We start from the raw sequence: 22,517 nt of genomic DNA on the forward strand, positions 1-22,517 counted from the left end.
CGACAGGCGCGGCAGCATTTTTTTCACGTCCAGCCACTTGTTCGGGTTCAAGCCTTCTTTTTTTGCCAGCAGCCGCGCGTCGTCCAGGTGGCCGGTGCCCACGTTGTAGGCCGCGAGGGCGAACCAGGTGCGATCCGGCTCGGCGATGCTGTCGTCCAGTTCGTTTTTGATCCTGGCCAGGTACTTGGCGCCGCCCATGATGCTTTGCTTGGCGTCCAGCCGGTTGGACACGCCCATTGCCTGGGCGGTGTTCTGGGTCAGCATCATCAGGCCGCGCACGCCGGTCTTGGACGTCACCGCCGGTTGCCACAGCGATTCCTGATAGCCAATCGCGGCCAACAGGCGCCAATCGACTTTCTCTTTCTTGGCGTAGGCCTTGAAGTGTTGCTCGTATTTGGGCAGCCGCTGCTGCAAATGCTGGGCGAAGGTGGTGGCGCCCATGTAGCCGAGGACATCGACGTGCCCGTAATAACGGTCTTTCAGGCGTTGCAGCGTGCCGTTCTTCTGGACCTTGTCGAGATAGCTGTTGATCTCGTTGAGCAGGCTGTTGTCTTCGCCGGAGGCCACCGCCCAGCTCTGGCTACGGGCGTCGCCCAGGTCGAAGGCTACGCGTACGTTGGGGAAATACACCTGGTTCATCGCCACTTCGTTGGAGTCCACCAGGGTCAGGTCGATCTGGCCCTCGTCGACCATGCGCAGCAGGTCGACCACTTCAACCGCGTCGGATTCTTCGTATTCGATGCCTGGATATTGCTGTTTCAGTTGCGCCAGCTGTTCGGCGTGGGTGCTGCCCTTGAGCACCATGATCTTCTTGCCGGCCAGGGCCGCCGCGTCGGTGGGGCGGGACTGGCCGTTGCGGTAGATGACTTGCGGGGTGACTTCCAGATAGGAGTGGGAGAACCGCACCTGTTTCTTGCGCTGCTCGCTGCTGACCAGGCCGGCGGCCGCCAGCACCGGGCCGTTGGGCTTGCCGATCTGGTTGAACAGGTCGTCGAGGTTGTCGGCGGTCTCGATTTTCAGTTCCACCCCCAAATCGTCGGCGAAGCGCTTCACCAGCTCGTATTCGAAGCCGGTTTCACCGTTGCGATCCTCAAAGTAGGTGGCAGGGCTGTTTCGGGTAACCACCCGCAGCACGCCATCCTCCTTTACGCGCTCCAGTGTGTTGGGTTTCTCAACACAACCACTGAGCACCAGGAAGAGTCCGGTTGCGATCAGCCATTTGGCGTACCGCGGACGCAAAGCCGTTGGGGAAAACATCTGCGCAGTATACGCAAACGGCCCCTGCCGCCATATCTCGACAGCAAAAGGCCAGTCTGCTAGCCGTTGCAAAACATGTCTGTAACGCAGGCGGGCCGGCGTGGGACGCGCTTTGCACCGCTGAAAAATATCTCGCCAGGGTCATGGCAATAGGCCCCCAACCGGGCCGTTGGCGCAAAGACCGACATTCGGCCTGCATTGCGCGTGCCGTTTCGGGTGCCGTTGCCGGCGGTTTAGGCTAGAATGCACGGCCTCAAAGCACACCCCCTTCCCGAGGCTGTCCCGAAGATGTTGATCCTGCGCGGCGCTCCTGCCCTTTCTGCCTTTCGCCACAGCAAACTCCTTGAGCAACTGAGCCAGAAGGTTCCAGCTGTCAGTGGCCTGTATGCTGAATTCGCTCACTTCGCCGAAGTCACCGGCGTCCTGACCGGCGACGAACAGCAGGTGCTAGCGCGCCTTCTGAAGTACGGCCCAAGTGTTCCGGTTCAAGAGCCGACCGGCCGTCTGTTTCTGGTGTTGCCGCGTTTCGGCACCATCTCGCCGTGGTCGAGCAAGGCCAGCGACATCGCCCGCAACTGTGGCCTGAACAAGATCCAGCGCCTGGAGCGCGGTATCGCCTTCTACGTGGCGGGTCAGTTCAGCGAAGCCGAAGCCCAGCTGATTTCGGACGCCCTGCATGACCGCATGACCCAGATCGTGCTGGCCAACCTCGAGCAGGCTGCCGGTCTGTTCAGCCACGCCGAACCCAAGCCGCTGACCGCAATCGACATCCTTGGCGGCGGTCGCGCCGCGCTGGAAAAGGCCAACACCGAGCTGGGCCTGGCCCTGGCCGAAGACGAGATCGACTATCTGGTCAACGCCTTCAACGGGCTCAAGCGCAACCCGCACGACATCGAACTGATGATGTTCGCCCAGGCCAACTCCGAGCACTGCCGCCACAAGATCTTCAACGCCAGTTGGGACATTGACGGCCAGAGCCAGGAAAAAAGCCTGTTCGGCATGATCAAGAACACCTATCAGATGCACAGCGAAGGCGTGCTGTCCGCTTATAAGGACAACGCTTCGGTGATCGTCGGCAACGTTGCCGGCCGCTTCTTCCCGAACCCTGAAACCCGCCAGTACGGCGCGGTGCAGGAGCCGGTGCACATCCTGATGAAGGTCGAAACCCACAACCACCCGACCGCAATCGCCCCGTTCCCGGGCGCATCGACCGGTTCCGGCGGTGAGATCCGTGACGAAGGTGCAACCGGCCGCGGCGCCAAGCCAAAGGCCGGCCTGACCGGTTTCACCGTATCGAACCTGCAGATCCCGGGCTTCGAACAGCCGTGGGAAGTGCCTTACGGCAAACCTGAGCGCATCGTTACCGCGCTGGACATCATGATCGAAGGCCCGCTCGGCGGCGCTGCGTTCAACAACGAATTCGGCCGTCCGGCGCTGACTGGTTACTTCCGTACCTTCGAGCAGTCGATCAGCACCCCGCACGGCGACGAAGTGCGCGGTTACCACAAGCCGATCATGCTCGCTGGCGGCATGGGCAATATCCGCGAAGAACACGTCAAGAAAGGCGAAATCGTTGTCGGCTCCAAGCTGATCGTGCTCGGTGGCCCGGCGATGTTGATCGGTCTGGGCGGCGGCGCCGCTTCCTCGATGGCCACCGGCACCAGCTCGGCGGATCTCGACTTTGCTTCCGTGCAGCGTGAAAACCCTGAGATGGAGCGTCGCTGCCAGGAAGTCATCGACCGTTGCTGGCAGCTGGGCGACAAGAACCCGATCAGCTTCATCCACGACGTCGGCGCGGGCGGTCTGTCCAACGCCTTCCCGGAACTGGTCAACGACGGCGACCGCGGTGGTCGTTTCGAACTGCGCAACATCCCGAATGACGAGCCGGGCATGGCCCCGCACGAAATCTGGTCCAACGAATCCCAGGAACGTTACGTTCTGGCGGTTGGCCCACAAGACTTCGAGCGCTTCCAGGCGATCTGCGAGCGCGAGCGTTGCCCGTTCGCGGTGGTCGGCGAAGCCACCGCTGAGCCGCAACTGACCGTGACCGACAGCCATTTCGGCAACAACCCGGTGGACATGCCGCTGGAAGTCTTGCTGGGCAAGGCACCGCGCATGCACCGTTCGGTGGTTCGCGAAGCCGAGCTGGGGGATGACTTCGATCCGTCGAACCTCAATATCAGCGAGTCGATTGAACGCGTTCTGCATCACCCGGCCGTGGCAAGCAAAAGCTTCCTGATCACCATCGGCGACCGCACCATCACCGGCCTCGTCGCCCGTGACCAAATGGTCGGCCCGTGGCAGGTGCCGGTAGCCGACGTGGCCGTCACCGCCACCAGTTTCGACGTCTACACCGGTGAGGCGATGGCGATGGGCGAGCGCACTCCGCTGGCCCTGCTCGACGCCCCGGCGTCGGGCCGCATGGCCATCGGCGAAACCATCACCAACATTGCCGCGTCGCGCATCAACAAGCTCTCTGACATCAAACTGTCGGCGAACTGGATGTCGGCGGCCGGCCACCCGGGCGAAGACGCGCGTCTGTACGACACCGTCAAAGCGGTCGGCATGGAACTGTGCCCTGAGCTGGGCATCACCATTCCGGTGGGCAAGGACTCGATGTCCATGGCCACGCGCTGGAACGACAACGGCGAAGACAAGACTGTGACTTCGCCGATGTCGCTGATCGTGACCGGTTTCGCGCCAGTGGCTGACATCCGTCAGACTCTGACCCCGGAACTGCGCATGGACAAGGGCACCACCGATCTGATCCTGATCGACCTCGGTCGCGGCCAGAACCGCATGGGTGCTTCGATCCTCGCGCAAGTCCACGGCAAACTCGGCAAGCACGCACCGGACGTCGATGACGCCGAAGACCTGAAAGCGTTCTTCGCAGTGATCCAGGGCCTCAACGCCGACGGTCACCTGCTGGCTTACCACGACCGTTCCGACGGTGGTCTGCTGACCTCCGTGGTGGAAATGGCCTTCGCCGGCCATTGCGGTCTGAGCTTGAACCTGGACAGCGTTGCCGAATCCTCGGTCGAAATCGCCGCGATCCTGTTCAACGAAGAACTGGGTGCAGTGATTCAGGTTCGTCAGGACGCGACGCCAGACATCCTCGCGCAGTTCAGCGCCGCCGGTCTGGGCGACTGCGTGTCGGTGATCGGTCAGCCGATCAACAATGGCCAGATCAACATCACCTTCAACGGTGACACCGTGTTCGAAGGCCAGCGTCGTCTGCTGCAACGTCAGTGGGCCGAGACCAGTTACCAGATCCAGCGTCTGCGCGACAACGCCGACTGTGCCGAGCAGGAATTCGACGCGCTGCTGGAAGAAGACAACCCGGGCCTGAGCGTCAAGCTCAGCTACGACATCAATCAGGACATCGCCGCGCCTTACATCAAAAAAGGCATCCGCCCACAGGTTGCCGTGCTGCGTGAGCAGGGCGTCAACGGTCAGGTGGAAATGGCTGCGGCGTTCGACCGCGCCGGTTTCAGCGCGATCGACGTGCACATGAGCGACATCCTCGCCGGTCGTGTCGACCTCAACGAGTTCAAGGGCCTGGTGGCCTGCGGTGGTTTCTCTTACGGCGACGTGCTCGGCGCCGGTGAAGGCTGGGCCAAGTCAGCGCTGTTCAACAGCCGCGCTCGCGACGCGTTCCAGGGCTTCTTCGAACGTAACGACAGCTTCACCCTCGGCGTATGCAACGGTTGCCAGATGATGTCCAACCTGCACGAACTGATCCCGGGCAGCGAGTTCTGGCCGCACTTCGTGCGCAACCGCTCCGAGCAGTTCGAAGCGCGGGTGGCGATGGTGCAGATCCAGGAATCGAACTCGATCTTCCTGCAGGGCATGGCCGGTTCGCGCATGCCGATCGCCATCGCCCACGGTGAAGGTCACGCCGAGTTCGCCAGCGAAGAAGCGTTGCTCGAAGCGGATCTGTCGGGTTGCGTAGCGATGCGTTTCGTCGACAACCACGGCAAGGTCACCGAAGCCTACCCGGCCAACCCGAACGGTTCGCCGCGCGGGATCACCGGCCTGACCAGCCGTGACGGTCGCGTGACGATCATGATGCCGCACCCGGAGCGAGTGTTCCGCGCGGTGCAGAACTCGTGGCGTTCGGAAGACTGGAACGAAGACGCACCGTGGATGCGCATGTTCCGCAATGCCCGCGTCTGGGTTAACTAAGGCCTGTGTACAAGCTTGCCTTTTTTGTTCCCGACAGCCATGTCGAGGTGGTCAAAGGGGCCGTGTTCGCTGCCGGTGGTGGGCGGATCGGTGACTATGACCACTGTGCGTGGCAGGTGCTTGGCTCTGGCCAGTTTCGGCCTTTGGACGGCAGTCAGCCGTTTATCGGTGAGGCGGGGCAGGTTGAGCGGGTTGAGGAATGGAAGGTTGAGCTTGTCGTGGCGGATGAGTTGATTGTTGCTGTTGTGGCGGCATTGAAGCTCAGTCATCCATACGAGACGCCGGCTTATGAGGTGTGGCGGCTGGAAGATTTCTGATTTTCTTTGCTGCTTGAACGGGAAACCCGCAGATGAGGGATTGTCTGCGGGTTTTTTGTTGGGCTTGATTTGGGTGAATATCCGTTTTTTGGGGTGTGGCGGCTGGCGGTTTCGCCCTTACGGCGAGGCACTTTTTCCAGACGCCGAAAAAGTACCCAAAAAGGCTAGCTCCTGCGTTCGGCCCTCGCAGGCTCGGGTTCCTTCGCTGCGGGATCGATCCGGGCGCAGCGTTTCCGGTTTGCTTCGCTGCACCTCCTTCCGCTGTGTCTGGCTGCGCCAGACGGTCGCTGCGCTCCCACGCCCGGACCAATCCCTCCACTCAGCCTTCCGACGTCGCCGGTGGATCAAGATCAAAAGCACTCGAGCTAACGCTCATCGTGTAGGAGCTGCCGAAGGCTCGGGCCGCGTTCGGACGATCTTTTGACCTTGCCTTTCTGTGGGAGCGAGCTTGCTCGCGAAGGCGGCCTGACAGTCGACCTGATTCTTCCTGATGTACATGGCCCCCTTGTAGGAGTGAGCCTGCTCGCGATGGCGACCTCCCAGTCGACCAATCTCTGCTCGCGAAAGCTCCCTTCCAGACGACATCAAACCACCTGCCTGTCAGAGGCAATCCCTGCACTTAAACATCATCAAATAACCCCGATCAGAGCTGCCGAAGACAGTTAGAGATCACCCAGTCCGGCCTGTGAATCTCGCTTTCTACCGGCCTGGACTGGTTACAGATTATCCAGATCAGGGAAGATAATCCTGCCAAGCGTCCAAGGTTCAACGATGTCGCAATGCATGCTGCGCAAAAAAGATCCCCACTCTATTCGGTTATGGGCATCCGGGCCGATGATTGTCAGTAGCAAATACTCATCCCGAAAAGCGTCATAGGCATAAATCAGCCAAAAGTCATTGTCAGCATCATTTACCAATGCTGTCCGGTAATACTGACGATTGATGTTTGCCCATCGAGCCTGCAGTGCCTGTGTACTGGCAAGGTGGATATGGTGCATGTCGCTCAGATCAAGTCGTTCATCCCGCCCGAAAATCGCCGGTAATTCATCGCAGATTTTGTAGTTGTAGAAATGTGCAGCGAAGTTTTGCCAGTTATTGATTTGTTCAAAAAGTGCAGAGATTTTGATGGCTGGCATTCAGGCCTACTTTGTGATCGGTAGCCTGCCAGTGATCACAAATTTATCGAACACTTTCTGCCCATCACGCGCGGCTTGCCGAACATCGAGGAACGTCAGTTCTTCACGAACTTCCTTTTTGCTGGGTTTGTCGGTTTTTCGAGTGGTGGCCATCGGAGCCTCCGAAGGATGTGTATTCATGCTGACCAGCTTATGTGAATAAGTTTCGACCGGCAAACGATAGAGGCTGTTTGCAACGAGCACCAGTCGGCACATTCTGGCGCGGATGTAGGCAGTATCAGCATCGCCTGCACGACATTGTCACCGGTAGCGAAGGGCTCATCGCGAGCAGGCTCACTCCTACAGGGGCTCGTGATCAGGCACATAATCTGTGATCACCGCAAATCCGGTGTAGGAGCGAGCCTGCTCGCGAAAGCTCCCTTCCAGACGACATCAAACCACTTGCCTGTCAGAGGCAATCCCCTCAGATTAAACGTCATCAAATAACCACGTTTAAACTACACGATCCGTTACGCCATCCCGGCTACAACTCCTTGCGCCGTTGCCTACGCGTACGCCAGAATCCGCCGGCTTACGCGGCCATGAGGTGGGCTATATCGTTTCTCGGTCACTGACAAACAGCAGTGATCGGGTTTGGTAGCCCGTCTGTAATGGCCGTATGTCTCCGCCTTCAGACCGTCCTTTTTTTGGGGCTCGGTTTATATGGTGGTCATGCGTGGGGCTCGTTCGCGGGCGCCGGGTTCCTATTGCAGCCGGTCTACCAACCCGCGTATGGCCGCCACCCTCGTTTGGTAGCGAAGGTGACGGCTCCTTGAATCTGCAATAGGAGTTTCATCATGTTCAAAGTAACCCCCAACCCGCCAATCCCCCACGACCCCGCGCTCGACTCGCAAAAAGTCAAAGAAGCCACCGACCGCGCCCTCAACTATTACCTCAAACCCGAAGACCTTGCAGCCCCGCCAAGTTCGCCAAAATATCGCCCCGTCTATGTTGTAGACCCGACGCTGGATGACGAAACCCTGTTGGTCGAGGCCTGCGAGTCGCTTTCCTACGCCCATGCCATGGCCGGTAACATCGCCAACTCCATAGGCGGCCCGGAACGCAAACCACTGCTGGCGCTGCAACAGGTGATCATGTTGAACGAACTGTTGGTCAATCGACTGCTGGACAAGCTCAAGTTGCCTCAATAATTTCGCTGACTGTTATGGCCTCATCGCGAGCAGGCTCGCTCCCTCATTGGATTGGCGGTGGCCACCTTCTTTGTGCTCGACAAAGATCCCCTGTGGGAGCGAGCCTGCTCGCGAAAGCGATCTGCCAAGCGACATCAAATTCAGACAGGCAATAAATAGCCCTGACGCTTGCGCTTCCGGGATTCCAAGATCAAAAGATCGCAGCCTTCGGCGGCTCCTACAGTGACCGTGCGGAGCTGCCGAAGGCAGTGAGCCTGCTCGCGATTTATGCAATCAGAGGTCATTCTCATAATCCTGGAGAAACTCTTCCCAACTGATCTCGTCGTCACCATTGGGGTTTACTTCTTCCAGCAAGGCCTCAGTATCTTCAGGTGTCAAGAATTTTTCGACCACTTCGGTAAATTCGTCAACAGTGACACGGCCGTCATTATTGGTGTCGTATTGGTTGAAAGCTTTTTGAGCTCGTTCAACTTGTTCATTCGTCAGCTTGGTCATTTTTTTATCGTCCTGAAAGGTCAAATGGAAACTCATTAGAGTAAAGGCTTTAAGTAGCCGGCCTGAAGACGCAAAGTAATAACTGCTGAAAAAGCCGTCAACTGTCATAGTTGACAGTTGACAGTTGACAGTTGACGCCATTTGCGTGGTCTTTAAGCGTTTATACTCAGTGCTGCGGTTCGATTTGACATCGAGTCGAACTCGGGATCTGAAACCTTCGGGCATCTAGCGGTATTCCACAACAAAAAACCCGGAAGCTCACGCCATCCGGGTTTTTTCATTTCAACCATCCAATCAGCGGTTAAACCGCTCCACCAACGAATACTGCGTATTCGCCGTTTTCGTCAGCTCTTCACTCAACAACGCCGAGTTATGCGCCTGTTCCGAAGTCTGATCCGCCAGCTCCGAGATATTGCTGATGTTGCGGCTGATTTCTTCAGCCACTGCACTTTGCTCTTCGGTCGCGGCGGCGATCTGGGTGGTCATGTCGGTGATGTTGGCCACCGCTTCACTGATACCGACCAAGGCCTGATCCGCCTCCAATACCCGCGCCACGCCTTCTTCGGCCTGACGATGCCCGGCTTCCATGGTTTGTACGGCGCTTGAAGCCGTCTGCTGCAACTTGGCGATCAGGGCATGAATCTGCCCGGTGGATTCGCTGGTGCGCTGCGCCAGTTGACGCACTTCATCAGCCACCACGGCAAAACCACGGCCCATCTCGCCGGCACGTGCAGCCTCGATGGCGGCGTTGAGCGCCAGCAGGTTGGTCTGGTCGGCGATGCCTTTGATCACGTCGACCACGCCGCCGATTTCGTCGCTGTCCTTGGCCAGTTGCGTCACGGTCAGGCCGGTTTCGCCGACGACGACCGACAGGCGCTGAATCGCTTCGCGGGTTTCCCCGGCAATGTCGCGGCCACGGCCGGTCAGGCGATTGGCTTCCTGGGTGGCGTCAGCGGTGCGTTGTACGTGGCTGGCGACTTCCTGGGTGGTGGCGGCCATCTGGTTGACGGCGGTGGCGACCTGTTCGGTTTCCACGCGCTGGCGTTCCAGACCGGTCGAGCTGTTGTGCGCCAGGGCGTCGGACTGCTTGGCCTGGTCGGTCAAGTGTTCGGCGGTGTCCTGCAGGCGGGTCAGGCAGGTTTTCAGGCGGGCTTCCTGGCTGAGGATCGACATCTCCAGACGCGCCTGGGCGCCACGGCTGTCGGTATACATCTGCGCGATCAGCGGGTCGGAAGTGGTCTGTTCGGCCAGACGCAGCAGGCGCTTGAGCCCGCGTTGCTGCCATCGCAGGCCCATCAGGCCCAGCGGTACCGACAGACCGGCGGCGAGGGCGAAGCCCCACTGCGAGTTCAGTGTTGCGCCGATCATGAAGCTCAACTGACTGACCAGAATGAACGGCAGCCAGTCCTGCAGGATCGGCAGCCATTTATCCGTCGAAGGAATCGCTGACTTGCCCTGGTTGATGCGTTGGTAGAGCGCTTCGGCGCGGCGGATCTGTTCGGCAGTGGGTTTGACGCGCACCGACTCGTAACCGATCACCTGGCTGCCATCAAACACCGGCGTGACATAGGCATTCACCCAATAATGGTCACCGGATTTGCAGCGATTCTTGACAATGCCCATCCATGGCAAGCCTTGTTTCAGTGTGCCCCACATGTGCGAGAACACCGCCGACGGCACGTCAGGGTGACGGACCAGATTGTGCGGCGCGCGGATCAGTTCCTCCCGCGAAAACCCGCTGATTTCAACGAACGCGTCGTTGCAGTAGGTGATCACGCCCTTGGCATCGGTGGTGGAAATCAACCGTTGCTGAGCCGGAAAGGTCCGCTCGCGTTGTGTAATGGGCTGGTTGTTACGCATGGTTTTTCAATCCGCAAGGCTTTGAAAGGTTGTCGGCGCTGACAGGTTTTTATTGAAGTTTTTTTTCAGAATTAAGTACGGCGTCGCAGAACCGCGCTTGCATCAACTGGCCAGCATCGGATAAGTGAACAGGCCGAAGTGCAGCAGATTCAGGCCGAAATGCGTGGCGATCGCCGCGCCCAGGCCGCCGAAACGGTAGGCCAGACCATAGCCGACCCCGGCCAGTCCCGCGAGCAACACCCAGGTCCAGCCAGCACCGGCATGCACCAGACCGAAAAACAGTGAGGCCAACAGCAGCGCGAGGTTGTCGCCGTAGGGCAGGTGCTTGAGGCGCCGGCTGAGTCCGCCCTGTATATAGCCGCGAAACAGCGCTTCCTCGACGAGCGTCACCAGCAGCAAATTGTTCAGCACCCATAGCCAGGCCTGATCCGGCCACTTCGGCGCCCAGGCGATCACGCCAAGCATCAGCGCACCGCCGAGGGCAAGAATCGCGCACAGCGTCAGGGCGAGGACGGTGGCATAAACAGTCAGGCGTAACGAACGCCGCGCGACAATCCACGGGCACACCAGCAGCAGCCAGAAGCCAATCAGCGGTTTGTCGAGATTGAGGTACATCGCGAACGGCACGGCATTGTCGGTGAAGCGTTGCGGGGCGATGGCCCGACCGTTGGCGAAACCCGGCAGCCAGTGCATCGCCAGCGCCAGGGCCAGCACGATGAACAGACCATGCCCGAGCCAGCGGGCGACCGGCAGCTGCTGCTGGCGCACGGCGAACGCGGCAATCAGCAAAAGCCCCACGCAGATCAATGCCAGCCAGCCGAGCTGGCCGTAGCTCAGGGCCAATCCGTAGCCAAGGCCGAGCAGTACGAGATAGAGCCAGGGCAGCGCCTTCATCGAAAATCCTTGTGCGAATTTTTGGAGAGGGCTTTCTACACGGGGGAGGCGGGTGGGGACAAGTGAAGGTGTGGCGATAAACCGGGACAATTCAAAGCTATGGTCGACACGGAGCCTGTGGGAGCGAGCCTGCTCGCGAAAGCGGTTTTCGAGCTGACATCAGTGGCGACTGACAATCCGTCTTCGCGAGCAGGCTCGCTCCCACATGTTTTGCATTCGGCTGGGGATCAGCGCAGCTTCAGGTTCGCCGCCGCCCGCTCGGTGATCTCCGTGCGTAGCTTCAACGAAGGCGCCGCGCGTAATCGCGCTTCTTCGACGACCGCCCTCGGTGCTACCTCGGGGCTGCCGGCGTTGAAGGGCGGCGCCGGGGCATATTCCAGTTGCAACTGCACCAGTTGTGCTGTGTCGGCATCGACCAGTTCAGCGGCCAGCACCAAGGCAAAATCGATCCCGGCGGTAATCCCGCCACCGGTAAACAGGTTGCCGTCGCGCACCACCCGGTCCTTCACCGCGATCGCCCCCAGCTTCGGTAGCAACTCGTGATAAGCCCAATGCGTGGTCGCGCGTTTGCCCTGCAGCAGCCCGGCCGCGCCAAGCACCAGCGCACCGGTGCACACCGAGGTCACGTAACGCGCCTGCGCGGCCTGAAGCTTGATGAAATCCAGCGTCTGCTGATCCTCCATCAACGCCCCGACACCGCTACCGCCGGGCACGCAAATGACATCCAGATCCGGGCACTCGTCGAAGGTCGTGGTCGGTTTCAACAGAAGGCCGGTGCTGGACGTCACCGGCATCAGATCCTTCCAGACCAGATGCACGTGCACGCCGGGCAACGAGGCGAGTACGTCGTAAGGGCCAGTCAGGTCGAGTTGCTGAACCTGTGGAAATAACAGAAAACCGATCTGCAGCGTCATCGTTGTGGCTCCGATCAAAGAAGTGGACGACTTCACTTTAGGCGCGTAGCTTCTGGCGCATACGCCAATCACCCCACCAATTACGCCAAATGCCTAAAGCCATCCATGTCCTCGCATTTGCCAACATGCAGATTCTCGATGTCACCGGGCCGTTGCAGGTGTTCGCCTCGGCCAACGACCTCGCCCGCCAGCGCGGTTTACCGGTGCCTTATGCGCCGAGCGTGATTGCCAGCGGTGGCGGCGCGGTGATGTCTTCGGCGGGCCTGGCAGTGCTGGCCGAACCGTTGCCGCAAGCGCCCAGCGACACCTTGATCATCGCTGGTGGCTGGGGCATTTATTCGGCATCGGAAGATTTGCCACTGGTCGACTGGGTACGCGAACATGCGAGCGGATGTCGCCGCGTGGCTTCGGTGTGCACCGGGGCCTTTCTGCTCGCGGCCAGCGGCTGGCTCGACGGCCGCCGCGTGGTAACCCACTGGACGCGCTGCGAACAACTGGCGCAGCAGCATCCGAATCTGCGCGTTGAAGCCAATCCGATCTTCATCAACGACGGCCCGGTATGGACTTCGGCCGGGGTCACGGCGGGTATCGATCTGGCGCTGGCCATGGTCGAAGAAGACCTTGGACGCGAGATCGCCCTCGACGTGGCCCGGCACTTGGTGGTGTTCCTCAAACGTCCGGGCGGCCAGTCGCAGTTCAGTGTGACCTTGTCGTTGCAACAGAACGGCAATCGCTTTGATGAACTGCACGCCTGGATCGCCGAAAACCTGACCTGCGACCTTGGCATCCCGACCCTGGCCGAACAGGCCGGCATGAGCGAACGCAGTTTCATACGTCACTACCGCGCCGACACCGGCCAGACCCCGGCGCGGGCGATCGAATTGATTCGCGTCGAAACGGCGCGGCGACTGCTCAGCGACACCGGCCTGCCGGTGAAACGGATCGCGGCCAATTGCGGATTCGGCAGCGAAGAGACATTGCGGCGAAGTTTTCTACGCGCCATTGGCGTGACGCCGCAGGCCTATCGCGAGCGCTTTTCGGTCAGCGCTGCAACAGATCCAGTAATGCCTTGAGGGTTTGCTGCGGCGCTTCCTCGGGAATGTTGTGCCCGACGCCCGCCAACACGCGCCGCTCATAGAAACCGCTGAAATGCCCGGCATCGTCATCGACCACCGGAGCCGGGCCTACACCATCGTCGGCGCCGCACAGCGAAAGGGTCGGCACGCTGATCACCGGCTGTTTGGCCAGCGCCTCTTCCATCCATTCCAGCGCCGGATCGCCCGAGGCGTAGCTGAAGCGATGCCGGTAGGAATGAATGACCACGTCGACAAAATCAGGATTCTCAAATGCGGGAGCGGTCAGCGGGTAGCGTTCGTCGATTCGCGACCAGGTCGGCGACCACAGGTGCCAGAGCAACAGACAAAACGCCCGACGATTCTGCCTCAGCCCCTCCACGCCACGCGGCGAATGGAAGTAATACTGATACCACAGCCGATGCTCGGTCTCGGGATCCAGCGGTCGGATCGAGTTGGGGATGTCCTGCAGGTTGTAGCCGTCGCCGCTGACCAATCCACGCACCCGCGCCGGAAACAACGCCGCGACAATGCACGCCGCCCGGCCACCCCAGTCATAACCGCACAGCGTCGCCTGCTCGATACCCAGCGCATTCATCAGCTCGAGCAAATCCTGCGCGAGCGCTGCTTGCTGGCCAGAGCGCAATGTTTGCGGACTGTTGAAACGCGTCGGGCCATAACCGCGCAAGTACGGCACGATAACGCGGTAGCCGTGAGCAGCAAGCGCCGGAGCGACTTCGTCAAACGCGCGCGGGGAGTAGGGGAAGCCGTGGAGCAGAATCACTGGTTCACCGTGATCCGGGCCATGGTGTTCGTAGGCGATGGTCAGGGTCGGGGTGAGGATGGACTCGATCATGACTAACCTCTCCATTTAAATCGCATGCAAGATCCTCGACCAGCGCACAGGCTGCCCGGCTCAAGTCAGCCGACGAAACGCATCAAGCCTCGACTTCCGCCACCTGATTGAAATACTTCGTCCGGTCCGGGGTAAATGTCACCTTCATCTTCGTCCGCGAGCACGTCAGCGAACGCTCCTGCGCCAGATCTATATCCAGATCCTCGCCGCGCAAGCCTTGCCACTGCGCCAGATACTTCAGCGAACCGTATTTCTCGTTTTTCTTCAGACTGCGGCTGACGCCACCCTTCCAGCCAAGCACCGGCAATTCACCGGCCAGGCAACGCTGGGTTAGTTCGGGGAAGCGTTCGGCGCGCTGGCGGCCGATTTCCCAGCATTTGATCAGGCCTTTGTCGGCTCCTTCCCAGAGCTGGGTGCGGGTCAGCCCGGTGCGAAGAGGGGAGTCGATGCTGCGCTGGACGTGGTGAGGCATTCCGGTTCCTTGAGTTCGGGTTGTTGGACAGCTCCGCTGTGCCCGTTGCGTTGGATGGTAGGTGTGGATGTTTCGGCTGGCAACAAGGTATTTCGGCGTGTAAGCGTACGTTGCCGGGTAAGCCTCCGTAGCCTCTGTTTAACCAACACGGCAGCGTCCCACGCTTGAAACTGTGCCGAGGGAGCTTGCTCCCGCTCGGCGGCGCAGCAGGCGCAAAGCCAGTGCCTGCGGGGCTTTCAGTCAGTGGGCAGTCAAGTGACGGGGCCGCTTCGCGACCCAACGGGAGCAAGCTCCCTCGCCACGCCGGGCGGGGGAACTGACTGGTTTCCGTACACTTGGCACCTACAATTCGGAGCTGATCAAGGCTGTTTCCTACAGTCCTTGATGACAGTCAGGGCTGCCAGGAACTCTTCTCACCGCTCAATTTGCGATCAAGAAAACTCGCCGCACTGATCAACGCCAGATGCGTCAGTGCCTGCGGCGTGTTGCCCAAGTGCCGGCCATGGCTGTCGAACTCTTCCGCGTACAACCCAAGCGGATTGGCGTACCTGAGCAATTGCTCGAACTCCAGATGGGCTTTTTCCACTTGTCCGGCGCGGGCCAGGCATTCGACGTACCAGAACGAACATGCCGCGAACGCGCCTTCAGTGCCGCTGAGGCCATCGATATTGGCGTCGTCATTGCGATAGCGGTAGACCATGCCGTCGCGCACCAGGTTTTTTTCAATCGCTTCGAGGGTCGACAGCCAGCGTGGGTCCTTGGCGCTGACGAAACGCACCAGCGGCATCAACAGCATCGAACCATCCAGCGCGGTGCCGCCCTTGTACTGAACGAAATGCCCACGTTGCTCATCCCAGAAGTTTTCCCAGATGTCGCTGTAGATCGCTTGCCGGGTCTGATCCCAACGTGCGAACGGGGCGGGCAGCGAACGCTTGGAGGCCAGACGCAGCGCTCGGTCCAGCGCCACCCAGCACATCAACCGCGAGTGCAGGAAATGATGGGTCTCACCGCGCATTTCCCAGATGCCGACATCTTCGGTCTGCCAGGTTTCGCAGACCTGATCGATCACTTCGCCAACGTGCCGCCAGCCTTCGTGGGAAATCGCGTCGCCGTACTTGTTGACCAGATAAACGGCGTCCATCAGCTCGCCAAAGATGTCGAGCTGGATCTGCTCGTAAGCGCCATTACCGATGCGCACCGGTTTTGCCCCGCCGTGGCCGGACAGGTGCGTCAGTTCGGTTTCCGGCAACTCCTGCTGACCATCGATGGCATAGAGAATGTTGAGTTTCATCGGTTTGCCGCAGCAATCGCTGACGCGACCGCGCAGCCATTGCATGTAGTGGTTGGCCTCGTCGACGAAGCCCAGACGCATGAACGCGTAGACCGTGAACGACGCGTCGCGGATCCACGTATAGCGGTAATCCCAGTTGCGCTCGCCGCCGGGGGTTTCCGGCAGACCGAAGGTGGCGGCGGCGAGGATTGCGCCGTGGCGGCGTGAGGTCAGCAGCTTCAGGGCGAGGGCCGAGCGGTTGACCATCTCCCGCCAGCGGCCGCGATAGATCGACTGGCCAATCCAGCCGCGCCAGTAATTCAACGTGCGCTGCATGCACAACTCGCCAGCGCCTTCAGCAAAGCGCGGATCGTCTTTGCCACCGAGCATGAACGCGGCGGTTTCATCCTGCCTGAGGGTGAATTGCGCCACTGCTGCCTGCGCGTCGATGTTCAACGGCTGATCCGAAGACAACCTCATTGACGGCTGGTCGGCCGCGCTGAACGTGACGTCCCGTTCGTCCATTTGCGCCTTGGTGCTGGCACGGCCGTAGTCATGGCGCACCGCGCAACGCATGTTGAACGTCGCCGTGCCGCTGACCACGCGCACCCGGCGCATCAGCAGCGGCAGGGCGTCGGCGTCGTCGCCGATGGGCAGCAGATCGGTGATTTCCACCACCGCATGTTCACTCAGCCAGCGCGTCTGCAGGACGTTGGTGTCGGGCAGGTAAATCTGTTCGCGGCGCGCATCGGGCAAGTCCGGCGCGAGCTGGAAAATGCCAGCCTCAGGGGTGTCGAGCAGCGAGCAGAAAATCGACGGGCTATCGAACTCCGGCCAGCAGAAAAAATCCACGCTGCCCTTGTCATTGACCAGCGCGGCGCTGCGCATGTCGCCGATGATGCCGTGGGCACCGATGGCGCTTTGTCGTTCGATTTGATGCTCAGCCATTGTCGCGAAACTCCGGATAGAGACTCATGCCGCCGTCGATGAACAGGGTGGTGCCGACAATGTAGTCGGACAGGTCAGAGGCCAGGAACACCACCGCGTTGGCGACATCCTCGACATCGCCGATGCGGCCGTAGGGAATCAGCTCCAGGAGCTTTTCGCCCGCCGCGCCCGCAGTGGCCTCAGCGTTGATCGCGGTGCTGATCGCCCCCGGTGCAATGCTGTTGATGCGAATGCGCTGGTGGCTGACTTCCTGGGCGAGGCTCTGCATCAGCAGATCGACACCGCCCTTGGACGCCGCGTAGTTGACGTGCCCGGCCCATGGAATGCGCTGGTGCACCGAGCTCATGTGAATGATCTTGCCGGCAGCGCGCGACACTCCTTCGCGTACGCCCTGGCGCTGGAAGATACGCAACGCCGCGCGCGCGCAGAGAAACTGCCCGGTGAGGTTGACACCGATCACCGTGTTCCAGTCATCCAGTGTCATGTCCACGGCTGCTGCGTCTTTTTGCAGACCGGAATTGGCGACCAGAATATCCAGCGAGCCGAAGGCGTCGACGGTCTGTCTGAACAGACGTTCGACCTCGTCTTCTTTTGACACATCGGCACCGATGGCCAGTGCCTTGCCGCCTTCGGCGATGATTTGCGCGGCGAGTTCTTCGGCGGGTGTGGCGCTGCTGTTGTAGTTGATCACTACCGCTGCGCCGGCAGCGGCCAGCGCTTTTGCGGCGGCATGGCCGATGCCGGAACTGGCGCCGGTGACCAGCGCCACCTGATGAGCAAGGGAAATCTGCATGACGATCAACGCCCTGATTCGAGAGACTTACCTAGCTGACTGATGGCCGGCAGCGAGAGTTCATCTGCAACCATGAAAAGTTCGCCAGTTCAGACCTGATAGCGGCCACTGGTGCGATGCCATTCCACATTGCCGGCCAGCCAGCTCTTGATTCCGTACAGATAGCGTTTGAGCAGCGGTGAAGCGTGCGGCAATACCGCCCGTTCTGCAGCCTCATACAGATGCATGATCTCGTCGTGGATGGCAGCACTCTGCGCCATTGCCTGTGCGGGCGAGCAACCCTGTTCGCGGATCAACAACAGGGGCAGGTTGAAATCGCCGATACCGGCCTGCTGTTCCTTCAGCGCGGAAAACAGATCATTGGCAATGATCGTCGCACTGGCGGCCAGCGTCGTGACCCGTCGCACGTCCGGTGCGCTGTACACATTGGCGGGTAATTCATAGCCGCCGATGATGTCGATCAGCGCCAGGCACGGCAGGAAACTGTTGACCTGACGCTGAGCCAGATATTCCCAGAGCGCGGGCGAGAGCCCCTCGATACGCCACGCCGCTTCGGCGGTCATGGTGACGAACATGGCAATGATTTCATGGCGTACGCGGGCAACCTGCGCCGCTGTAGCGAAAGTCTCGACCCGCGTCATGTAGGCACGCAGCGCCACCAACACCGGATCGCTGTGCAATGCCTGCTCAAGGCCCAGGCGGAACGGCTCGCACAAGTAAACCGGCTCCAGCGCTGCCAGCGCCAGGGAGAGGCGCGGCCCGACCATTTTCGGCTCAGACCCGGTGCGCTCATCGTCGCAGTAATAATCGTCCACGGCGAACAGGGCGGCAAAACATTGTGCCGCCAGCAACAGCCGCTCGGGCTCGTCGGTGTCGGTATGACAGAGCATCGCGAAGCGGCCGAAACCCATGGCGCGAACCTTGTCGTGCCGCCCCGGAAAAATGCCGACCTGCTCGATCCACGGCAGTAGCCGGTCGTCCACCGCTGCCGCCAGCGCGGGGTCGATTCGAAAGGGCGCCAGGCCGTACAGGACGGGCACGGCCCACGGCGCCTTTTCCGCTTCGGGTGAGACCTGCATTGACGATTCGTCCATGGCGAGACTCCTGAGTGCGTTCGAGGGGGCCACGGTGATACGCGTGCATCAGAGCGCAAACGACAACCAAGCGCACCTGTCAGGTCTGACAGGTCAGTGTGGGTTTTCGACCAATGGTCATTGTCTTTCAGCGCTGGAAAGATCAGGGGCTTTCACATTCCACCAACAATTGCGCGCTTCCACGGCATTCAAGCCTATGGCAACTTGGCCGCCCCTGATGAGGCTGCAACCGATGGCAAATCCCTACCGCGAATTGTTCAACGCACCCGGCGCGGGCAGTTTTGTCCTGGCTGGGATGCTGGCGCGCATGCCGATTTCGATGACCGGTATCGGCCTGATCACCATGCTCTCGCAGCTGACGGGGGGTTATGCGTTGGCCGGTGGCGTGGCGGCAACGTTCGCCCTGGCCACGGCGTTTTGTGCGCCGCAGGTGTCGCGGCTGGTCGACCGCTACGGTCAGGGGCGGATTCTGCCGGTGGCGGCGTTGACCGGTGGTGGCGGGTTGTTGATGTTGCTGTTGTGCACGCGGTTGCAGGCGCCGAACTGGACGTTGTTCATCTTCGCCGCGCTGGCCGGGTGCATGCCGAGCATGTCGGCGATGGTGCGGGCGCGCTGGACCGAAATCTACCGAGGCCAGCCGCAATTGCAGACCGCGTATGCGCTGGAGTCGGTCCTCGATGAGGTGTGCTTTATTGTCGGGCCGCCGCTGTCGGTGGGTTTGTCCGTCGCGGTATTTCCCGAGGCCGGGCCGTTGGCGGCGCTGTTGATGCTGGCAATCGGTGTCAGCATCTTCGTTGCCCAACGCAGCACCGAGCCGCCGGTGCATGCGCATGAATCGACGGATCAGCGCTCGATCATTCGCTCGACTGACGTGCAATGGCTGCTGGCGCTGATGCTGGCGATGGGGGTTATCGTCGGCGTTATCGATGTGGTCAGCGTGGCGTTTGCCCAGCAACAGGGCCAGCCGGCGGCGGCGAGCATTGTCCTGTCGGTATATGCCATCGGCTCGTGCCTGGCCGGGATTGCCTTCGGCGCGATGCGCTCGAAACTGCCCCTGCCACGCCTGTTTCTCTACGGCGGCGTGGCGACGGCGGTGACCACACTGCCGTTGCTGCTGGCGAGCAATATTCTCGGTTTGTCGGTAGCGGTATTCATCGCCGGGCTGTTCTTCTCGCCGACGCTGATCGTGGCGATGGCGTTGATCGAGCGCATCGTACCGCCGGCCAAACTCACCGAAGGCCTGACCTGGCTGGTGACCGGCTTGAGCATTGGCGTGGCAATCGGCGCCGCCGGGGCGGGCGCGCTGGTGGATGCGTCGGGTGCGCGCAGCGGATTCTGGCTGGCGATTGCGGCGGGGGCGGTGGTGCTTGCTTCCGCGATCCAGAGTTACCGCCACCTCTGTAGGAGCTGACGAGTGCAAAGGATCGGGTTACCGGCCGCGGCCAGAGTTGACCCAGAAGTTGACTGACAGCGAGGTCGACCAGGTGCCCAGCGCTTCACGATGATGCGGCGGGGGCGGTGGTGCTTGGTTCCGCGATCAAGAGTTATCGCCACCTCTGTAGGAGCTGACGAGTGCAACGAGGCTGCGATCTTTTGATCTTGATTTTAAAAGTCAAAAGATCGCAGCCTCGTTTCACTCGTCAGCTCCTACAAAGGATCGGGTTACCAGCCGCGGCCAGAGTTAACCGGAGAAATTCACCGACAACGAGGTCGACACCGATTCGACCTGATGGAACCAGCCCTCGGGCAAGAGCAGCAGATCCCTGGCCTCCAGCGCCACGCGCAAAAAAACCGCGCTTCGCCCTCGCGATTGTTTTTTTCCTGAACAGGCAACGAGCGGTCGGCGACTAATTTGTCCGGCCAGTGATCCGTCTTTCTTGCAGACACATTTTTCAAGGAAAGCGCGGTGACCAAGCTGACATTGCTGTGCCTGCCCTATTCGGGCGCCAGCGCAATGGTTTACAGCCGCTGGCGGCGGCAACTGCCGACGTGGCTGCAATTGCAACCGGTGGAGTTGCCCGGGCGCGGCGCGCGGTTCGACGAACCGCTGCAAACCGACATGCGCGCGCTGGCGCAGCAACTGGCGCGCGAGCACAAACCGGGCCTGCAAGGCCCTTATGCGTTGTTCGGACATAGCCTCGGTGCGTTGCTTGCCTGTGAAATGGCCCATGCCTTTCGCGAACTCGGTGTGTCGGAGCCGCTGGCGCTATTTGCCTCCGGCACCGCCGCACCGACCATGCGCAGCGACTACGACCGAGGCTTTGCCGAACCGCGCAGCGATGAAGAACTCATCGAGCAATTGCGCACCTTCCAGGGCACCAGCGAAGAAGTCCTCGCCAACCAAGAGCTGATGAGCCTGACGCTGCCGGTATTGCGCGCCGATTTCATGATGTGCGGACGTTTCACGCCGGCCGAGCGACCGTTGCTCAATTGCCCGGTGCATGTGCTCGGCGGCAAGGAAGACCGTGCCACCACCGAACAACTGATCGGCTGGAGCAAAGAGACCCTGGGCAGTTTCTCGGTGGACATGATGACGGGCGGGCATTTCTTCATTCATGAGCACGAAGCCCGGGTCATCCGCACGATCAAGACCCATCTGGAAGTGCATCACCGGCGCCTTGCGCAGGCGGCGCAACCGGCGTTCTGAGACGCGATTCATCTATCACGCATAGTCAGGAGGCCAGTCATGGCTGTTGCTCTGGGATTTTCCGTTCGGCCACTAATGCCGCAGCGCGGGCGCTTGCCGCTGCTGGTCGAGGCGACCGATGCCGAGACCGGTCTGTTGGCGGTATTCGATGAGTTGAAAGAGCTGGTCGACGAGCATCTGCTGCGCGACGGTGGCGTACTGTTTCGCGGTTTTCGCCTCGACGGCGCCGAGCAGTTCCGCCAGTTCGCCGCGAGTTTCGGCCATCCGCTTTTGAACTACGAATTTGGCTCGACGCCGCGCACCAACGTCACCCAAGGGGTGTACACCTCCACCGAATACCCGGCGCACCAGAGCATTCCCCTGCACAACGAGCAGGCCTATTCCCGCGACTGGCCGATGAAGATCTGGTTCTACAGCATGATCGCAGCGAAGTCCGGTGGCGAGACGCCGATCGCCGACAGTCGCGAAGTCTATCGACGCATTCCGGTGGCGATTCGCGAGCGCTTCGTCAGCAAAGGCCTGATGTATGTGCGCAACTTCGGCAACGGCCTCGATGTCGCGTGGGAAGACGTATTCAACACCGACGATCGCGAGGTTGTTGAAGCCTATTGCCAGGCTCACGGCATTGTCTGCGAGTGGAAGGACGACGGTGAGCTGCGCACCCGCCAGACCTGTCAGGCGGTGGCGGTGCACCCGGTGACGGGCGACCACGTCTGGTTCAATCAGGCGCACCTGTTTCACATCTCCAACCTGCAAGCGGAAGTGCGCGAAAGCCTGCTCGACATCGTCGATGAAGAAGACCTGCCGCGTAACGTCTACTACGGCGACGGCTCACCGATCGAAGACGAAGTGCTGGCGCAGATTCGTGCGGTGCTCGATGACTGTGCGATCAGTTTTCCGTGGCAGGCGGGCGACGTGCTGATGCTCGACAACATGCTGTCGGCCCATGCGCGCTCACCGTTCGAAGGGCCGCGCAAAGTCATCGTGGCGATGGCCGAGGGGCATTCGCAGGACGCGCGCTGAGCGGATCGCAACGCTTCAATTTGAATGCCGAAGCCGGACCTGTACCGGGCTTCGGCATTTGTCTGTCTGGCGTTCGTACCGTCGGGCCGCGAT

At 60.7% G+C, this 22,517-nt stretch carries 19 protein-coding genes and 1 pseudogene; 7 read left to right on the forward strand and 13 right to left on the reverse strand.

What is annotated here, in order from left to right:
* Positions 1-1,257, reverse strand: a 1,257-nt coding sequence (gene mltF, locus VNV36_RS10620) for a membrane-bound lytic murein transglycosylase MltF (RefSeq protein ID WP_325717718.1), incomplete at its 3' end; no start/stop codon positions are given.
* 288 nt (positions 1,258-1,545) lie between these two features.
* On the opposite strand from mltF, the gene purL reads away from it, so the two are divergent.
* Positions 1,546-5,442: a phosphoribosylformylglycinamidine synthase gene (gene purL / locus VNV36_RS10625; RefSeq protein ID WP_325717719.1), complete on the forward strand. Its 3,897-nt coding sequence runs from the start codon at positions 1,546-1,548 to the stop codon at positions 5,440-5,442.
* Positions 5,443-5,447: 5 nt separating this feature from the next.
* Positions 5,448-5,759, forward strand: coding sequence for a YqfO family protein (locus tag VNV36_RS10630; protein ID WP_095050948.1), 312 nt, complete (start codon positions 5,448-5,450; stop codon positions 5,757-5,759).
* Between the two features lie 716 nt (positions 5,760-6,475).
* Here VNV36_RS10630 and VNV36_RS10635 read toward each other — a convergent pair.
* The gene (locus VNV36_RS10635) at positions 6,476-6,895 is read right to left on the reverse strand and encodes a type II toxin-antitoxin system YafO family toxin (protein WP_325717720.1); all 420 of its coding nucleotides are present in this window, start codon (positions 6,893-6,895) and stop codon (positions 6,476-6,478) included.
* A 6-nt stretch (positions 6,896-6,901) separates the two neighbouring features.
* A complete protein-coding gene (locus VNV36_RS10640) occupies positions 6,902-7,138 on the reverse strand; it encodes a hypothetical protein (protein WP_325717721.1) in 237 nt (78 codons plus the stop codon).
* Positions 7,139-7,731: 593 nt separating this feature from the next.
* Between VNV36_RS10640 and VNV36_RS10645 the strand changes: the two genes are divergently transcribed.
* Positions 7,732-8,085, forward strand: coding sequence for a DUF6124 family protein (locus VNV36_RS10645; RefSeq protein ID WP_325717722.1), 354 nt, complete (start codon positions 7,732-7,734; stop codon positions 8,083-8,085).
* A gap of 273 nt (positions 8,086-8,358) precedes the next feature.
* On the opposite strand, the gene VNV36_RS10650 is transcribed toward VNV36_RS10645, so the two are convergent.
* The 4 genes from VNV36_RS10650 to inhA form a co-directional block, all read right to left on the reverse strand.
* On the reverse strand, positions 8,359-8,580 hold the full coding sequence (locus tag VNV36_RS10650) for an EF-hand domain-containing protein (RefSeq protein ID WP_325717723.1): 222 nt from the start codon (positions 8,578-8,580) through the stop codon (positions 8,359-8,361).
* Positions 8,581-8,874: 294 nt separating this feature from the next.
* Positions 8,875-10,440, reverse strand: coding sequence for a methyl-accepting chemotaxis protein Aer (gene aer, locus VNV36_RS10655; protein ID WP_325717724.1), 1,566 nt, complete (start codon positions 10,438-10,440; stop codon positions 8,875-8,877).
* A gap of 102 nt (positions 10,441-10,542) precedes the next feature.
* Complete coding sequence (locus tag VNV36_RS10660) at positions 10,543-11,334, reverse strand: CPBP family glutamic-type intramembrane protease (RefSeq protein WP_325717725.1); 792 nt, start codon at positions 11,332-11,334, stop codon at positions 10,543-10,545.
* Between the two features lie 227 nt (positions 11,335-11,561).
* Complete coding sequence (inhA, locus tag VNV36_RS10665) at positions 11,562-12,248, reverse strand: isonitrile hydratase (protein WP_325717726.1); 687 nt, start codon at positions 12,246-12,248, stop codon at positions 11,562-11,564.
* Positions 12,249-12,337: 89 nt separating this feature from the next.
* On the opposite strand from inhA, the gene VNV36_RS10670 reads away from it, so the two are divergent.
* A complete protein-coding gene (locus VNV36_RS10670; RefSeq protein ID WP_325717727.1) occupies positions 12,338-13,321 on the forward strand; it encodes a GlxA family transcriptional regulator in 984 nt (327 codons plus the stop codon).
* Here VNV36_RS10670 and VNV36_RS10675 read toward each other — a convergent pair.
* From VNV36_RS10675 to VNV36_RS10695, 5 genes are all read right to left on the reverse strand, one after another.
* The gene (locus VNV36_RS10675; RefSeq protein WP_325717728.1) at positions 13,290-14,177 is read right to left on the reverse strand and encodes an alpha/beta fold hydrolase; all 888 of its coding nucleotides are present in this window, start codon (positions 14,175-14,177) and stop codon (positions 13,290-13,292) included. The genes VNV36_RS10670 and VNV36_RS10675 overlap by 32 nt on opposite strands.
* Positions 14,178-14,259: 82 nt before the next feature.
* The gene (locus VNV36_RS10680) at positions 14,260-14,649 is read right to left on the reverse strand and encodes a hypothetical protein (RefSeq protein ID WP_325717729.1); all 390 of its coding nucleotides are present in this window, start codon (positions 14,647-14,649) and stop codon (positions 14,260-14,262) included.
* Between the two features lie 391 nt (positions 14,650-15,040).
* Complete coding sequence (locus VNV36_RS10685) at positions 15,041-16,867, reverse strand: glycoside hydrolase family 15 protein (RefSeq protein WP_325717730.1); 1,827 nt, start codon at positions 16,865-16,867, stop codon at positions 15,041-15,043.
* Complete coding sequence (locus VNV36_RS10690) at positions 16,860-17,660, reverse strand: SDR family oxidoreductase (RefSeq protein ID WP_325717731.1); 801 nt, start codon at positions 17,658-17,660, stop codon at positions 16,860-16,862. Before VNV36_RS10690 ends, VNV36_RS10685 begins: the two co-directional genes overlap by 8 nt.
* A gap of 89 nt (positions 17,661-17,749) precedes the next feature.
* Positions 17,750-18,754 carry a family 2 encapsulin nanocompartment cargo protein terpene cyclase gene (locus VNV36_RS10695; protein ID WP_325717732.1) on the reverse strand — a complete coding sequence of 335 codons (1,005 nt, stop codon included), beginning with the start codon at positions 18,752-18,754 and terminating at the stop codon, positions 17,750-17,752.
* 232 nt (positions 18,755-18,986) lie between these two features.
* Here VNV36_RS10695 and VNV36_RS10700 point away from each other — a divergent pair, with 232 nt between their 5' ends.
* Entirely contained in the window at positions 18,987-20,165 is a 1,179-nt protein-coding gene (locus VNV36_RS10700; RefSeq protein ID WP_325717733.1) for an MFS transporter, read from the forward strand.
* Between the two features lie 251 nt (positions 20,166-20,416).
* Here the strand turns inward: VNV36_RS10700 and VNV36_RS25915 are convergent.
* Positions 20,417-20,555, reverse strand: a pseudogene (locus VNV36_RS25915) (cupin-like domain-containing protein); the annotation flags it as partial.
* A 105-nt stretch (positions 20,556-20,660) separates the two neighbouring features.
* On the opposite strand from VNV36_RS25915, the gene VNV36_RS10710 reads away from it, so the two are divergent.
* Together VNV36_RS10710 and VNV36_RS10715 are read left to right on the forward strand one after the other, a co-directional pair.
* Positions 20,661-21,401, forward strand: coding sequence for a thioesterase II family protein (locus VNV36_RS10710; RefSeq protein ID WP_325717734.1), 741 nt, complete (start codon positions 20,661-20,663; stop codon positions 21,399-21,401).
* A 39-nt stretch (positions 21,402-21,440) separates the two neighbouring features.
* A complete protein-coding gene (locus tag VNV36_RS10715; protein ID WP_325717735.1) occupies positions 21,441-22,424 on the forward strand; it encodes a TauD/TfdA family dioxygenase in 984 nt (327 codons plus the stop codon).
* Positions 22,425-22,517 lie beyond the last annotated feature (93 nt).

Origin of the sequence: Pseudomonas sp. (assembly GCF_035554175.1) — a bacterium.
GTDB lineage: Bacteria > Pseudomonadota > Gammaproteobacteria > Pseudomonadales > Pseudomonadaceae > Aquipseudomonas.

Bases quoted from the DNA above. Each gene is read 5' to 3' on its own strand.
- purL (WP_325717719.1), top strand. From the start codon at position 1,546: ATGTTGATCCTGCGCGGCGCTCCTGCCCTTTCTGCCTTTCGCCACAGC.
- VNV36_RS10635 (WP_325717720.1), bottom strand. From the start codon at position 6,895: ATGCCAGCCATCAAAATCTCTGCACTTTTTGAACAAATCAATAACTGG.
- VNV36_RS10645 (WP_325717722.1), top strand. From the start codon at position 7,732: ATGTTCAAAGTAACCCCCAACCCGCCAATCCCCCACGACCCCGCGCTC.
- VNV36_RS10650 (WP_325717723.1), bottom strand. From the start codon at position 8,580: ATGACCAAGCTGACGAATGAACAAGTTGAACGAGCTCAAAAAGCTTTC.
- aer (WP_325717724.1), bottom strand. From the start codon at position 10,440: ATGCGTAACAACCAGCCCATTACACAACGCGAGCGGACCTTTCCGGCT.
- VNV36_RS10660 (WP_325717725.1), bottom strand. From the start codon at position 11,334: ATGAAGGCGCTGCCCTGGCTCTATCTCGTACTGCTCGGCCTTGGCTAC.
- inhA (WP_325717726.1), bottom strand. From the start codon at position 12,248: ATGACGCTGCAGATCGGTTTTCTGTTATTTCCACAGGTTCAGCAACTC.
- VNV36_RS10670 (WP_325717727.1), top strand. From the start codon at position 12,338: ATGCCTAAAGCCATCCATGTCCTCGCATTTGCCAACATGCAGATTCTC.
- VNV36_RS10675 (WP_325717728.1), bottom strand. From the start codon at position 14,177: ATGATCGAGTCCATCCTCACCCCGACCCTGACCATCGCCTACGAACAC.
- VNV36_RS10680 (WP_325717729.1), bottom strand. From the start codon at position 14,649: ATGCCTCACCACGTCCAGCGCAGCATCGACTCCCCTCTTCGCACCGGG.
- VNV36_RS10685 (WP_325717730.1), bottom strand. From the start codon at position 16,867: ATGGCTGAGCATCAAATCGAACGACAAAGCGCCATCGGTGCCCACGGC.
- VNV36_RS10690 (WP_325717731.1), bottom strand. From the start codon at position 17,660: ATGCAGATTTCCCTTGCTCATCAGGTGGCGCTGGTCACCGGCGCCAGT.
- VNV36_RS10695 (WP_325717732.1), bottom strand. From the start codon at position 18,754: ATGGACGAATCGTCAATGCAGGTCTCACCCGAAGCGGAAAAGGCGCCG.
- VNV36_RS10700 (WP_325717733.1), top strand. From the start codon at position 18,987: ATGGCAAATCCCTACCGCGAATTGTTCAACGCACCCGGCGCGGGCAGT.
- VNV36_RS10715 (WP_325717735.1), top strand. From the start codon at position 21,441: ATGGCTGTTGCTCTGGGATTTTCCGTTCGGCCACTAATGCCGCAGCGC.